Here is a 13,554-nt window from a genome sequence, read left to right as displayed (position 1 = left end):
GTCCGAGTAACCATGATCGAATTTCCTGAGGACGGCACCCGCGACGCCTTGAACGGCAACGAAGCCGCAAGGAAGCGGCGCCGCAAGGCCCGGAATGTGTTTTTGGGGTTCCTGAGCGTGTTCTTTGTAGTCGCTCTGGTTTGCGGAATCTATGTCGTCAACCTGGCCATGTCATTTAGCTCAAAAACCCAGACACTGGCAAGCGCTTTTCCTGCTGAGACTAACCGTCCTCCCATCGACACGTCTGCAGGAGCCAAGGCCGAAAACATCCTTCTCCTGGGGAGCGACAACAGTTCGGGTCCAGTCAATGCGTCCGGATCCGGCGATGAGAGATCAGACACAATAATGTGGGTCCATGTCCCGGCGGACCGCAAGAATATCTACGTGATGTCCATTATGCGGGACACCTGGGTGGACATACCGGGTCACGGGGAAGCTAAGATCAATGCTGCCCTGGCACAGGGCGGCGTTAGTCTAGTGGTTGAAACCCTTGAAAGAATGTTTTCAACTCGCATTGATCATGTTGTTGCGGTCCAGTTGGAGGGCTTCAAAGCCGCTACCGACGCGATCGGCGGGGTTGAGGTCGATGTCCCCTACGCCTTTAACTACGGCGACATGCATTTCGAACCGGGCAGGCAGGTACTGAACGGCGACAGGGCCCTTGGATTTGTGCGTGAACGTCACTCGTTCGTCGATGGAGACTACCAGCGCGTTCGTGATCAACAAATATTCGCCAAGAGTTTGATGAGCAAAATACTCTCAGCCGACACGCTCTCGAATCCAGCGAAAGTCTCGACGCTGGTGAATACTGTCTCACCGAGCATCAGCATGGATCCGTCGTTGAACGGGCCGGCAGTTGTGGGCTTGGCACTGGAGTTACGTGGACTTCATGGAAGCGACGTGCGCACGTTTACGCTGCCAAATTTGGGGACCGGGTGGTCACCTGATGGACAGCAGTCGATAGTCATAAACGACCCGACCGCCGTTGCCGGAATAGGCCAGGCGATGGCCGGAGACTCTTTGGGATCGTACCTCCAACGCCGTGAGTTGTTGGCGAACGCCGGGTGAGATGTGAAATCGGGAGTCGACGTTCCTAGTCCTACTAGGCACATTCCGCCGACCCGGCCTTTGCCTGAATACCTACGCGTGGAGCCAGGTGTCCAGCGACCACGGTGGCGAGATAGTCGGGGATCGAGCGGGTTTTGAAGTTTAGTTCAAATGGACGTATCGTCATGTATACTTCTCAAGGCCTAGCCCACGACTTCCGATTGGAAGTTGCGCGTAGAGCTCGTAATCGTGTGCAGTAATATACTGAGAAACACGCTAATATACTGAGAAACAATGGGGACCAAATGCAGCTACAAGACTATGTTCGTGTCTTTCGCAGCCGTTGGGTTTCAATACTCATCCTGACTTTGCTCGGCGGCGGGGCGGGACTGTCGTCTGCCATGCTTATGGCTCCTCAGTATGAGGCACAAACGCAGCTTTTTGCATCAGTAAAGGCCGCGGGGAGCGCTGTTGATGTTACTCAGGGAAATAGTTTCGCCGAGAAGAGAGTTATCTCTTACATTTCTCTCGCGACGAGTCCAAGAGTTCTTCACGCAGCGAGTCAGTCCCTGGGATTAAGTGACGGACAACTGAGTGGCAAGGTCTTTGCCTCATCTCCACCGCAGACTGTACTCATTGATGTTAAGGCTACTAGCGGGGATCCAGCTCTTGCGGCAAAAATAGCTAACGCAGTTGCAACCGAATTGATCAGAGCCGTCAATGAAGTCGAAGATGTGTCGCTAGTGAAGCTGAGCGTTTTTGAATCAGCTTCTGTACCTTCGGCTCCTGCGTCGCCCAAGCTGCCCGTGAACTCCGTCGCCGGTCTCATGGCCGGCCTGATCCTTGGCGTGGGATTCGCTCTAACCCGGAATGCACTTGACACCCGTTTGCGGACCCAGGACGACATTCGGAAGATCACAGATTCCGGCATTCTCGGGACTCTTGGCCATTATCCGGAAGCCCAGAACCATCCACTAGTAACGCAAGATGACCCGTACAGCCCTCGGGCCGAAAGTTTTAGGCAACTTAGAACGCATCTGCATTTCACGAACCTTTCGGGCGGGTCCCAGAGCGTGGTAGTTACATCTTCCATCCCAGGTGAAGGGAAGAGCTCAACATCTGTAAATTTGGCCATAATGCTCGCCGAGAGTGGGACAAAGGTACTTCTAGTCGACGCTGATCTTCGCCGCCCCAAGATTGCCACGTACCTTGGGATCGATGGCACTGTGGGCCTAACTAGCGTGCTCACGAATACGGTGGAACTAGCAGATGCCATTCAGCCCTGGGGGCCTGGCGGGCAAATGGATGTTCTGACATCGGGCAAGTTCGCGCCCAATCCGAGTGAATTGCTTGGTTCATCGCGCATGGAAAAGCTGATGGCGCGCTTTGAAACAGAATACGAAGTCGTCATCATTGACGCTCCGCCACTCTTGCCTGTGACAGACCCTGCGGTTCTCGGGTCCATATCCAGCGGCGTGTTGCTAGTGGTGAGTGCAGACGGCAGGACGCGCAAAGCCGAACTAAACGCGGCGCTTGCGAGCGTCGCGGCCGTCAACGCTCGTGTTCTAGGGCTAGTACTGAATCGCATGCCGATTGTGGCTGGCGGCTATGGCTATTCAGAATACCGACCTGATTCCCCAGGAACGACTCCCCCTATGAGGCGGGCGAAGAGCAAGTCCTTGCGTTCGAAACGTGCCCGGTCACATGGGCAGCGCTAGTAGGTTCAACCTCCTCGTCGTGTGTACCGGAAATATTTGCCGCTCACCATTGACGGAACGCATACTTCAAGCCGGTTTGGATCGAGCGAACGAGGGTGCATTTAGCGTGTCTAGCGCCGGAACCCAGGCGTTGGTAGGGCGACCGATGACGCCCCAGATCGAAGGGTTAACGAGAGTAATGGGAGGCAGCTCGTCGAATTTCGCAGCTCGGCAATTGACTCCCGAGCTGCTAGAGCAGGCTGACTTGGTGCTGGCGCTCTCTCGCGGTCATCGGTCAAGAATTCTGGAGCTAGCACCGTCTGTGCTACGCCGAACCTTCACGCTGAGAGAGTTTGGCCGAATGGTGGAATTCGTCCGGTACGACGCGGATACCGGTGCTAGGGCGGCGAAGGCTGGGCTCGGTTCGGAGCCGGGACTTGAAGCCCGCACGAGGTGGGAGTCTCTCATACCCCGCGCTGCTGCTGTGCGATTTCGGACATTGGCTGGATCCGAGAATGACGATGACGTTGTCGATCCCTATCGCCAAAGTGACGAGACACATAGCTTGATGTTGCGGCAGATTGCCCCGGCGGTAGAGATTTTAGTTAATTTTGAACAAAGCTGCAAGCAGATTGACAGCTTGTGGTAAGGAATTAACCCGAGAGATTTCTGCTTTGTAGGTGAACTAGGTATTTTTTTATTAGGGGGGGATATGAGCAGTCGAAGTCTTACCGGCCTGCGGAGAGTTGGACCACGAGCCTTGACGTGGACGGCAAGCCATGGTTGGACATATTTGCTTGATGCTGCCAGCTGGATTTGTGCAATTTCTCTCGCGGTGCTACTTAGACTCGATTTCGATCCGACTGTCGTGCGCTGGCCATGGGTCCTGGCATTTTCCAGTTTGGCGATTCTACTGCAAGGCGTCTTTGGGTTTATAGGCCATTTGTATCGAGGTCGCTATACGTACGGAACATTTCACGAAGCAAAGTCCCTCATGGCCGTCGTCGTCATCGTCACTTTCGTCTTGGTTGTGGTTAGTCTGCTGATGCAGTACAAGACAGGGATCCCGCGAAGTACCTCTTTCATTGCATTACCGTTCGCCTTCGTCATGATGGGTGGCACTCGGTATTACCGCCGCACTATTTACGAGCGTGGAGTCCGCCCCGATGATCAGGCAGAGAACGCATTGGTGTACGGTGCCGGTTTCCTCGGAGAAGGTCTTGTGAAACGGATGATCCGAGATCCACAATCCCCCTATCGTCCTGTTGGCGTTATCGACGATGACCCGCGCAAGCAGAATCTCCATTTGTACAATATTCCGGTCCGAGGCACTGGTGCTGACCTGATTTCGATAGCCAATTCCACCGGTGCTCAAGTCGTCGTTCTATGCATCGGAAAGGCAGATGCAGAATTCATACGCGGCGTTTCGGATCGAGCGGATGCGGCCGGACTCAGACTTCTGGTGTTGCCGGTGCTCACGGAGATTTTGGAAAAGAAGGTGCAGCTAACGGACCTAAGAGCGGTAGCTATTGAGGATCTAATCGGTCGCCACCCCGTGGACACCAAGATTGAAGACGTGGGTGGCTACATTTCCGGGCGGAGGGTCCTCGTGACGGGGGCTGGAGGTTCTATCGGTTCAGAACTATGTCGACAGCTGATTCGCTTCGCTCCCGAGGAAGTGATCATGTTGGATCGCGACGAGTCGGGTCTGCATGGCGTTCAGATGAGCATCATGGGGAGCGGTCTCTTGGATACCGATGACGTCGTTCTGGCCGACATCCGCGATCAAGATGCACTTCAGGCCATATTTACGGCCCGACGGCCCGACGTTGTATTCCATGCGGCGGCCTTGAAGCATCTTCCGATGTTGGAGCAGTATCCCAGTGAGGCATGGCAGACGAACGTCTTGGGCACTCTCAATGTCTTGAATGCCGCGTTGGACGCTGGAGTCGAGACTTTTATCAACATTTCCACCGATAAGGCTGCCGATCCTACGAGCGTTCTGGGGCATTCCAAACGAGTTGCCGAGAGACTAACGGCATGGGCTGCAGATACTTCGAATCATACGTATTTGTCAGTGCGTTTCGGCAACGTGTTAGGGAGCCGAGGCTCTATGCTTCCAACTTTCATGGCGCAGATCGAAGGCGGTGGCCCGTTGACGGTGACACACCCTGACGTTACGCGGTATTTCATGACGATTCCTGAAGCTTGCCAGCTGGTCATCCAGGCCGGATACATTGGCAGTGGAGGAGAAGTGCTAATCCTAGACATGGGAGATCCGGTAAGGATTCTCGATGTCGCGGAGCGGATGATCGATCGCTCGGGCAGGGATATCGAGATCGTATTCACAGGTCTACGAACCGGCGAGAAGTTGCATGAGGATCTTATTGCGCATGAGGAAACCGATTCGCGACCGTTGCATCCCCAAATTACTCACACTCAGGTGCCTCCGTTGGTTCCGGAAAAGCTGGACATAGAGGAATGGTTGCGCAGGATGGTTCGAGCCGAGTCCGACGAGTCAACAGTTGTTCAAATTGAGAACGCAATCGAGGTAAGTCAGTGAATGCTCGGATATACCTTTCTTCTCCTGACGTTGGCACTCTTGAAGAGGATTACTTGCTTGCGGCATTCCGCTCCGGGTGGATTGCCCCTCTGGGCCCGGACGTGGATTCGTTTGAGGAAGAACTTTCGGGGAGAATTGGAACGAAACATGCTGTAGTACTCAGCTCCGGTACTGCTGCACTCCATCTGGCTTTGATTGGTCACGGTATCGGTCCAGGTGACATTGTCCTAACGTCCTCAATGACTTTTGCAGCCACCGCCAACGCAATTGTCTACACCGGCGCGACGCCGTTCTTCATTGACAGTGATGAAACAGGGAACATGGACCCAGCGCTGCTGTCGTTGGCAGCGCAACGGCTGACAGCCGAGGGACGCAAACCGACCGCGATTGTTCCCGTCGATCTCTTTGGGCGTGCAGCGGACTACTCGTCCATTGCGCGCATCGCGGAAGATTATGAAATGCCCGTTATTGCCGATGCGGCTGAGTCTTTGGGAGCTTCTCATTCAGGTGTTCCCACGGGCGCGTGGGGGGATGCAGCAGTATTTTCCTTCAACGGTAACAAGATCATGACCACCTCGGGCGGGGGGCGCTAATGACGTCAAATGATGAACTTGCAGAAAAAGTTCGATACCTCGCTACTCAGGCTCGTCTCCCGGTTGCGCACTACGAACACGTGGATATCGGCTACAACTATCGTCTCAGTAATCTCCTGGCGGCGTTGGGGCGCGCTCAGCTCGCTCGCCTGGATGGGATGATGGCGAAACGCCGCGACGTTCGTGAGTTCTACCGGAGTCTGTTTCGCGAAGTTCCGGGCGTCTCTATCTTGGGTGGTCAAGATGATCAGGAGGACAATTGCTGGTTGACGTCCATTGTCGTTGACTCAGAATGTGCAGGGTGGACAGCCGAACAACTTCGATCTGCTTTGGCAGACGAAAATGTCGAAAGTAGGCCCTTATGGAAGCCTATGCACCTACAGCCGGTCTATTCGTCTTGTGAATCAGAGCTGAGTGGAGTTTCGGAGAGATTGTATCTGTCAGGTCTGACGCTTCCTAGCGGATCTGTGCTGTCTAGTTCGCAACTGGAAAAGATCGGCGAGGTGGTGTCGCGGTTCCTCGAAACTAGCAAGTCCCGGGCTCGAGCGTCATGAAGGGCTATGACTCAGTCAAACGGCTGCTAGATCTTGTCGGCGCCTTTTTCCTGTGCGTTGGGACACTCCCGCTGCAGGTAGTGGTCGCCTTGATGGTGTTGCGCTGCTTGGGCAGGCCAGTATTGTTCAGGCAAGAACGGCCAGGTCTCCATGGTGAGATCTTCACCGTGTTGAAGTTCAGAAGCATGCGGACACCGGATACAAACCGCGAAAGGGAAACAGACGACGATAGACTTGATTCCTTCGGAAAGTTTCTCAGGGCCACGAGCTTGGATGAACTTCCAACGCTCTTTAATGTCCTCAAGGGTGAGATGAGCTTCGTAGGACCAAGACCGCTGCTAGTCTCTTACCTGCCACTCTACGACGACGTGCAGATGAGGCGTCACGAAGTCAGGCCAGGCATCACTGGCCTGGCCCAAGTACGCGGACGGAACCATCTATCTTGGAGTCAAAAATTTGAACTGGACGTCCGCTACGTGGATTCGAGGAGTTTTTGGGTAGACGTGACGGTCCTCGCTAGAACGGTGGTGACGGTACTGCGCAGGGAGGGCATCACTGATAGGAACGGCGACTCAGTTGCTCCCTTTACGGTTTCTGGTAGTGCAAAACCCGTGCCGCCGGTCCATCATCAATCAGAGGGCCATTAATGTCGCCGCGAATCCTCATAGTCTTGAAGACGAGTCAGGGTGGAATGTGGATAATCCCCCATATTACGGCCCTGCTCGAACGCGGTTTTGGAGTCACGGTTATCTTGCCGGGGGGTCGAGGAAGACTCCGGTCCGCGCTAGAGACTATGCAAGTGGATCTGGTCGACTCCGAGTTCAATTTTTCGTTCAGGCCCTCGTTGCGAACTCTCTGGGGTCTGGCGAGGTTGCGCAGGAAAATTAGAGAGATAGCGCCGGCTGCCGTGCTGTACCACCTCTACGCGTCTGCCCTGGCCGTTCGCATAGCAACTCTGTGGCTCAAGGTTCCAAAGGTTCACATGGTCGCCGGTCCGCTTTACCTTGAGTCCTCTCTTATTCGGTTTCTTGAGAGATTCTTGGTAAAAGCTGACACTGTAGTCATCGGGGGAAGCACTCACACTAGTGATCTCTACCGGGAGCTGGGTGTGTCCGAGGCTGAGCTCAGAACAATTCCTTACGGCGTTGATACGAAGAAGTTCATCGTGGGTTCTGCAGTTGAGCGCTCTGAATGTCGTGGGAAACTAGGCATCCCTCCTCATCATTTTGTTGTCATCATGGTTGCATACGTGTATGCCCCCAAAAGCCTTGTGCATCCTGGTCTGGGAATAAAAGGACACGAAACACTGCTGGCTGCGTGGTCCAGGTTTCACGACGTCTCGCCCGATTCGACCCTCTTACTGGTTGGTGCAGGATTTGATGAAGAAGGTGAGATTCATCGCAAGCGGCTCCTGCAGACCATTGACGTCGCCGGCAATGACATCATTTGGGTTGACACAGTGCAGGACGTGCAATCAATGTACTGGTCGGCCGACGTAAGCGTCAGTCCTTCAATCTCGGAAAATCACGGTGCCGCGCTGGAAGCGGGAGCCTGCGGGATCCCGAGTATAGTGAGCGATGCGGGTGGCCTGCCCGAGACCGTGACTGATGAGACAGGGTGGATCTTCGCTAGGGGCGACGAACAAGAACTCTTCGATGCACTGTGCCAGGCTAACGCTGCCTTCACCGATGGGTCGTTGCCGCTTCGTTCCGGGGGCACCAGGGAGTTCATGGTCCAGAGATTTGACTGCACGACCCTAGCATCACGTGTTGCTGACGTGGTAGGAGATTTGGTTGCCGAAGTGGATCCGGGCCGGGGCGCCAAAGAGGACCGTTGGGCGACATACTTCTGCGAATCCAGATTCGGCCGAGATCTAAATGGATACATTGCAGCCATAGACGAAGCTAGCTCAGCAAATCTTTGGGATCCGTACGTGCAAAATATCCGACAATTCCGACTCGCGGGCCGCGTCAACACTGCCCGCAACTCGGCAGAAAGATCACTTGAGGGAATTCCAATCTATCCCTTACCTTACTATGTGGGATTCAGGGGATTCGTCAGGTCCTTACCGAAGACCGCAATTGCTGTCTTCCGTGCCATTTCTAGTTCGCGCAGAGTAATCGCTCGGCTACCGGGCGCGATTGGCTTCATGGCCGTCGTCTTTGCTCGATTTATGGGGCGACGAGTTTTCGTCGAGGTCGTTGGAGATCCGCGTGAGGTGCTACTGGCCAGCAATACGGCTGTGCTACGACGACTTGCCGGCCCCGTTGGCCTACTAATGCGATGGTGCGTTGGACAGGCGGAGGCCGGTCGTTTCGTTACGCAGAATTATCTCCAGGAGCGTTATCCGCTCCAAGAGAGCGCGGTGCGCATTGCCATTAGTGACGTCAGGCTTGTCGAACGTGACTTTTCCGCACACTATTCGCGATCGTCTGAGTTCAAATGGCGGCTAGGCGCCGTAGGGAGCCAGGAACGAGACTACAAGGGACATGACTTAGCGATACGAGCTCTGTCTGAGCTTCGGAAAGATGGTCTTGATGCCGATCTAACTCTCGTGGGCAAAGGCGTAGAACAGGCATCTCTCCGCCTTCTGGCGACGGAATTGGATGTCCAAGAACATGTGACGTTCGTTGACGCGATTCATAGCCGTCAGGACCTCAATGAATTCATGGATTGTTTGGATATCCTTTTGCACCCTTCTCGAACCGAAGGGCTGCCCCGTGTTGTTCTTGAAGCAATGGCCCGATCACGTCCCGTTATCGGGAGCGACGTCGGAGGAGTTCCGGAATTAGTCGACCCAAGATGGATCGTCGGGAAGGGCGATGTCGAGAGTTTAGTTAAAAAAATTGGCGAGATGATGAAACTTCCAGATAACGAGCTCCACGAAATAGCTTCACGAAATTTTGCGACGGCTTCTTTCTATCGTCATGACCTTCTTAACGGTGATTTTCTAAAATTCTTACGGATCGTTGACAATGACTGATAAGGCCACAAGCTCCTTGGGAATGGACAGCGTGTCTCTTCCTCGTATCCTACGTGCGATCAGTTTTGTCGTTAAGAAGGCTGCGTCTCTCCAACGTATTGCGCTCTTGCGCGCTAAATACCCTGGTTTGGTCATTCGTCGGTCCTTTGTTGGTCCGCGATGTGATATTTCCGTTGGGCTTGGTGCTTCCCTGGTAATTGATGGGTGTCATATTTCTCATGGTGTCACGATTACGGCCGGGATCGGTTCTTCGCTAATGATCGACGCTGACTTTGTTGGCCCCTACTCCAGTATTGTGGCGAGGCAGAGCATCAAAATTGGGTCCGGATCGAAAGTCGCCGAGCGAGTATCCATTCGTGACGGTAATCATGATCATTCGGTGGAACTCCGCCAGATGAAATTCACCGCGTCGCCGATAGCGATCGGTCCGGATGTTTGGATCGGGGCAAACTCCGTGGTATTAGCAGGTGTCCAAATAGGCACAGGGGCAACGGTGGCAGCAGGCGCGGTCGTAACCAAGTCCATCCCAACAGGTGAGACGTTTGGCGGGGTTCCAGCGCGGAAGATCTCTGGGGTAGGCAAGGTTCAGGGGGGATTGCTGTGAAAACGGTGGTTCATTTCATCGGTAGTTTGGACAGGGGCGGCGCTGAAATGGTGGCGTTGGACTTGTGCCGAAAGATCCCTTCCTCGGACTTCCGGCAGGTCTTCTTTTGTCTATCAGGCCGCGTCGGAGCCTTGAGCCAGGATTTTGAAAACGCTGGCGCAGTTGTCGTGGCGCTGGGTCTGCGACCTTATCGAACCTTTTTTCCCGGCTAGCTAGGTCTCTGGCCGACTATGGTCCGACAGCAGCCGTTTCGCATGTGTCCTTGGCTAGCGGCTGGTTGTTGGCCGTTGCTCAGATGCATGGAGTGAAGATTCGTTTGGCGCGGATGCACAGCGACGGTGATGATCACGGTGATGGGCTGGCCAGGAGTATCTACAGGTCGATTAGCCGTTTGATGCTGGCCATATCGGCGACTCATATTGTTGGTGTCACACAGTCGACCTTGTCTTTCGCTGTCGGCCCGAGTTCATTTCTGTACCGATTGCTCGGTCGTAAACTACTTGTCGTCCCAAATGGGGTCGACACGTCCAAATTTTATCCCCACGATCAGGCTACAAGTTTTGCCACCAAAGTGCTTTATGTAGGACGAGCATCCCCAGAGAAGAATCGAGCGCTGTTAATACCGATTTGGAAAGAGTTGGATGCACGAGGGTTTCCCGGAACCATGTCGATTGTAGGTTCTAATGACACCGACGACTTGGCCTCAGAAATACCGTCGACGGTTCACATCCTTGGTGACCGAAATGACGTTCATGAGCTACTCCGTGAGTCTGCTGTCCTTATATTGACATCGCTGCGCGAGGGTCTCCCGACTGTCGTTCTTGAAGCGTTGGCGAGCGGAGTGCCGGTGGTGACCAGCGATCTACCAGGGTTGCGCGAAATTCAGGCGTCTTGCGCGGGGGTCTCCACTGTTCGACTGGGCGCCCCTCCAAGTGTTTGGGCGTCAGCCGTTGTTGACGCCGTCGATGCGGGTGAATCACACAGAAGGCTGTTGAGGGAGGCTTTTCTGACATCGCCGTATTCGCTCGACGAGAGCGTAAGGCGGTGGAAGGAGCTTTGGTCGTTCTGAACGAAATTGCGGTCTCCAGGGCAAATCTGAGCCCAGTTCGATGGGTGCTGGGCTTTGTCTGTACGATCGCTTCATTGGCCTACATCTCCCAAGTCGAGCGTGGCACGATTGCCGATATGGCAGTTGCCCTGGTTGTTGCATGGGCAGGGGCATTGCTGGCCACATGGCGGAAGCGCCGAGGGATTACTGGCGCCCTCACCATCTATCTCATTGTTTTTGGTCTGTTTCATGCCGGATTGGTGATCTCACTTTGGCTCCTCGGGCCATCCGTGCTCCTTGGACAGGGGGATAATACCTGGGTTTACAGTTCGAATATGCTTCCTGCTGTTTCGGCCGTATGCCTTGCTTTTACTGCGTTGGTCTTGGGCGCAGGTCTGTGGGAAATCGGACATTCTTCGCGGCCAGTGAGATTCCCAACGCGCAATAGAGAGCCCAACATTGGCTTCGCAGGCGCCGTGGCACTTGTGATCGGCGCAGGCCTGGTGACATTTGTTTTTGCTACTAATGGGGGCCTTTCACTGATCGGATCCGGTTATGGCAAAGTGTTGGAATCCGTGGGCGATAGTGGATCATTGGGGTACGGTGTTGCTCTGCTAGGGCTTGGTGCTGGCTTTATGGTTTGTGCGGGTGGTCGCTATCGACGAATCGGATGGTGGGCCATCGTTGGGTTCGCGGTTATTGCGCTGCCTATCGGCCTTAGGGGAGCAGTCCTCTTCCCCGTATTGGTAATGATTGTTTGCGAAGGTAGGCAACGCCCGATAAGGTCTTGGGTCTTTGTGGCAGTCACCGCCTTTGGACTCATGGCGATCAGCGTCCTGCGCCAAACCCGACAGGCTGGGCTCGCTGGGCTCTTGAACGGGGCGTGGACGAGTGCTTCGCCAATCGATGGTATGGCGGAAATGGGTTACACGCTCTATCCGGTCGTAGTGGTACAGGAGTGGCTGGGCAGAGGTATTGGATACCAGCATGGACAAACTCTCGTTGCACCCCTGCTTCGACAGTTTGAATCGCTATTCCTCGGGGGCACAATCCCGGCGACGAGCGATTCGCGACTCTTCAACGTCGAGGTACTCCAACTCGTCGGGCCAATAGGGGGATCTCCAGTTGCTGAGGCGATGAGGAACGGCGGACCTGTGTTTCTTGTCGTCATGATGACGCTGATGGGGTTTATCATCTCTCTGCTTGACGGAATGCCCAGCAGGCCCCTTGGCGGCGCACTAACGGTTGTCATCCTGCTTCCACTGATGATCCAAGTGCGAAACTCCTTTGCGCCAGTCCCTGTTCAAATGCTCATCGGCCTAGTATTCATCTTCCTGGCATCGATATCTGCAAAAAAGGCTGTAATGACGGAACCAGTTCCCGTTGCTTAACAGACTGCTTAAGTCCATTGGACCGCTCATGTCGGGGGCGGCGGTCCAAATCGCCGCAAATGCAGCAGCGGCGTTGTTGGCCACAAAACTGCTTCCGGCTAATGAACGCGGCATCATGGTGCTTGGACTGACAATCGCCGCGATTGTCAGCGTCGTTTGTTCCGGCGGAATCGGCAACGTTTTGCGCGGCGAATGGTCGACGGCCCCCCGAAGAGCCAGACGCACATTGGCCGTCGCGTATGGGAGCTTGACTCTTTGGACAGTCGTCATTGGATTTGTCGTCTCGGCCGGCGCCTCTGTCTTTTTTGGCGCTACAGTGGAACCCAGAATTTCCGAAGTCGTGATGCTTCTCAGCACAGGGATAGCGACTGCGTCCCAGATCCTTCTCCTCCAAATCACCGAAGCGTTTTTCGCGGCTGCGCGGTTTCGGACAGGTTCGGCCTGGGCAGCCATTGCCGCGGCAGCTGGCCTTGTTGCGGTACTAGTCGTCGGCGCATTCGACGCAACCGCACCGATGATGATGGCTGGGCAGGGCGTTGGAACTTTTGCAGTTTGCGTGGCTGCCCTAGCCCGCCTGCGGCACGTTGGAACCATGGCTTTTGTGGGCTCCATATCCCCGAATGGTCGCCGTAGACTGATGCGGAGGGGGGCCGCATCCATGGGGTTTCCGCTCGGCATGGCGCTCTTGACTAGGTCTGATCGCTTGGTTCTTGGTTTTTTCGTCGCACCGTCTGTTCTTGCTGTGTACGCTCTGGCAGCAACAATCGCCGAGGGAATCAGGCTGGCTCCAACGGCCCTAGCGCAAATAGCGACTCACCACGCGGCCTCCGGTCTGGGGTGGAAGGCATCACTACGTCTCCAGCGTGCTGCATTGGGGGTTAGCGCGGTCGTCGCGGCTGCCGGGGTCAGTGTGGCTTGGCTAACCATCGTTCCCTTTTTCGGAGAGGCATTTCGGCAAGCTCCTCTACTTTTGACGATCTTGGCTCTTTCTGAGCTGGGATATGCGGTTCTAGTTGTCTCCACTCGCGGCATGGTCGGAGCAGGATGGCTTGAAGAGGCAAGCAAGATCTCTGG

9 protein-coding genes and 1 pseudogene are annotated in these 13,554 nt (G+C 54.9%); all 10 read left to right on the top strand.

The window, feature by feature from the left end; translation table 11 throughout:
- Nucleotides 1-12: 12 nt before the first annotated feature.
- The 10 genes and pseudogenes from ACX5I4_RS17075 (at nucleotide 13) to ACX5I4_RS17030 (ending at nucleotide 12,480) form a co-directional block, all read left to right on the top strand.
- On the top strand, nucleotides 13-1,068 hold the full coding sequence (locus ACX5I4_RS17075; RefSeq protein WP_461837685.1) for an LCP family protein: 1,056 nt from the start codon (nucleotides 13-15) through the stop codon (nucleotides 1,066-1,068).
- A 284-nt stretch (nucleotides 1,069-1,352) separates the two neighbouring features.
- Nucleotides 1,353-2,765 (top strand): tyrosine-protein kinase domain-containing protein, encoded by a 1,413-nt coding sequence (locus ACX5I4_RS17070; RefSeq protein WP_461837684.1) that lies wholly within the window; start codon nucleotides 1,353-1,355, stop codon nucleotides 2,763-2,765.
- The gene (locus tag ACX5I4_RS17065; protein WP_461837683.1) at nucleotides 2,752-3,393 is read left to right on the top strand and encodes an arsenate reductase/protein-tyrosine-phosphatase family protein; all 642 of its coding nucleotides are present in this window, start codon (nucleotides 2,752-2,754) and stop codon (nucleotides 3,391-3,393) included. Before ACX5I4_RS17070 ends, ACX5I4_RS17065 begins: the two co-directional genes overlap by 14 nt.
- Before the next feature lie 63 nt (nucleotides 3,394-3,456).
- A complete protein-coding gene (locus ACX5I4_RS17060; protein ID WP_461837682.1) occupies nucleotides 3,457-5,307 on the top strand; it encodes a polysaccharide biosynthesis protein in 1,851 nt (616 codons plus the stop codon).
- Nucleotides 5,304-6,454 (top strand): annotated as a pseudogene (locus ACX5I4_RS17055) (DegT/DnrJ/EryC1/StrS family aminotransferase). Before ACX5I4_RS17060 ends, ACX5I4_RS17055 begins: the two are co-directional and overlap by 4 nt.
- Nucleotides 6,451-7,101, top strand: a complete 651-nt coding sequence (locus ACX5I4_RS17050) for a sugar transferase (RefSeq protein WP_461837681.1) — start codon at nucleotides 6,451-6,453, stop codon at nucleotides 7,099-7,101. The pseudogene ACX5I4_RS17055 and the gene ACX5I4_RS17050 overlap by 4 nt, the downstream one beginning before the upstream one ends.
- Entirely contained in the window at nucleotides 7,101-9,437 is a 2,337-nt protein-coding gene (locus ACX5I4_RS17045; RefSeq protein WP_461837680.1) for a glycosyltransferase, read from the top strand. The genes ACX5I4_RS17050 and ACX5I4_RS17045 overlap by 1 nt, the downstream gene beginning before the upstream one ends.
- Nucleotides 9,430-10,041 (top strand): acyltransferase, encoded by a 612-nt coding sequence (locus ACX5I4_RS17040; RefSeq protein ID WP_461837679.1) that lies wholly within the window; start codon nucleotides 9,430-9,432, stop codon nucleotides 10,039-10,041. Before ACX5I4_RS17045 ends, ACX5I4_RS17040 begins: the two co-directional genes overlap by 8 nt.
- Nucleotides 10,042-10,336: 295 nt before the next feature.
- The gene (locus ACX5I4_RS17035; protein ID WP_461838761.1) at nucleotides 10,337-11,110 is read left to right on the top strand and encodes a glycosyltransferase family 4 protein; all 774 of its coding nucleotides are present in this window, start codon (nucleotides 10,337-10,339) and stop codon (nucleotides 11,108-11,110) included.
- Entirely contained in the window at nucleotides 11,098-12,480 is a 1,383-nt protein-coding gene (locus tag ACX5I4_RS17030) for an O-antigen polymerase (RefSeq protein ID WP_461837678.1), read from the top strand. Before ACX5I4_RS17035 ends, ACX5I4_RS17030 begins: the two co-directional genes overlap by 13 nt.
- The last annotated feature ends 1,074 nt before the right edge of the window (nucleotides 12,481-13,554 follow it).

It is taken from the genome of Arthrobacter sp. MMS24-S77 (genome assembly GCF_054888235.1).
Note: the sequence above shows the minus strand (reverse complement) of the source record. Positions and strands in the feature narration are given on the sequence as shown.

What these genes read in the sequence shown, in the direction of transcription:
- ACX5I4_RS17075 (WP_461837685.1), top strand. Translation starts at nt 13, where the DNA reads ATGATCGAATTTCCTGAGGACGGCACCCGCGACGCCTTGAACGGCAAC.
- ACX5I4_RS17070 (WP_461837684.1), top strand. Translation starts at nt 1,353, where the DNA reads ATGCAGCTACAAGACTATGTTCGTGTCTTTCGCAGCCGTTGGGTTTCA.
- ACX5I4_RS17065 (WP_461837683.1), top strand. Translation starts at nt 2,752, where the DNA reads ATGGGCAGCGCTAGTAGGTTCAACCTCCTCGTCGTGTGTACCGGAAAT.
- ACX5I4_RS17060 (WP_461837682.1), top strand. Translation starts at nt 3,457, where the DNA reads ATGAGCAGTCGAAGTCTTACCGGCCTGCGGAGAGTTGGACCACGAGCC.
- ACX5I4_RS17050 (WP_461837681.1), top strand. Translation starts at nt 6,451, where the DNA reads ATGAAGGGCTATGACTCAGTCAAACGGCTGCTAGATCTTGTCGGCGCC.
- ACX5I4_RS17045 (WP_461837680.1), top strand. Translation starts at nt 7,101, where the DNA reads ATGTCGCCGCGAATCCTCATAGTCTTGAAGACGAGTCAGGGTGGAATG.
- ACX5I4_RS17040 (WP_461837679.1), top strand. Translation starts at nt 9,430, where the DNA reads ATGACTGATAAGGCCACAAGCTCCTTGGGAATGGACAGCGTGTCTCTT.
- ACX5I4_RS17035 (WP_461838761.1), top strand. Translation starts at nt 10,337, where the DNA reads ATGCATGGAGTGAAGATTCGTTTGGCGCGGATGCACAGCGACGGTGAT.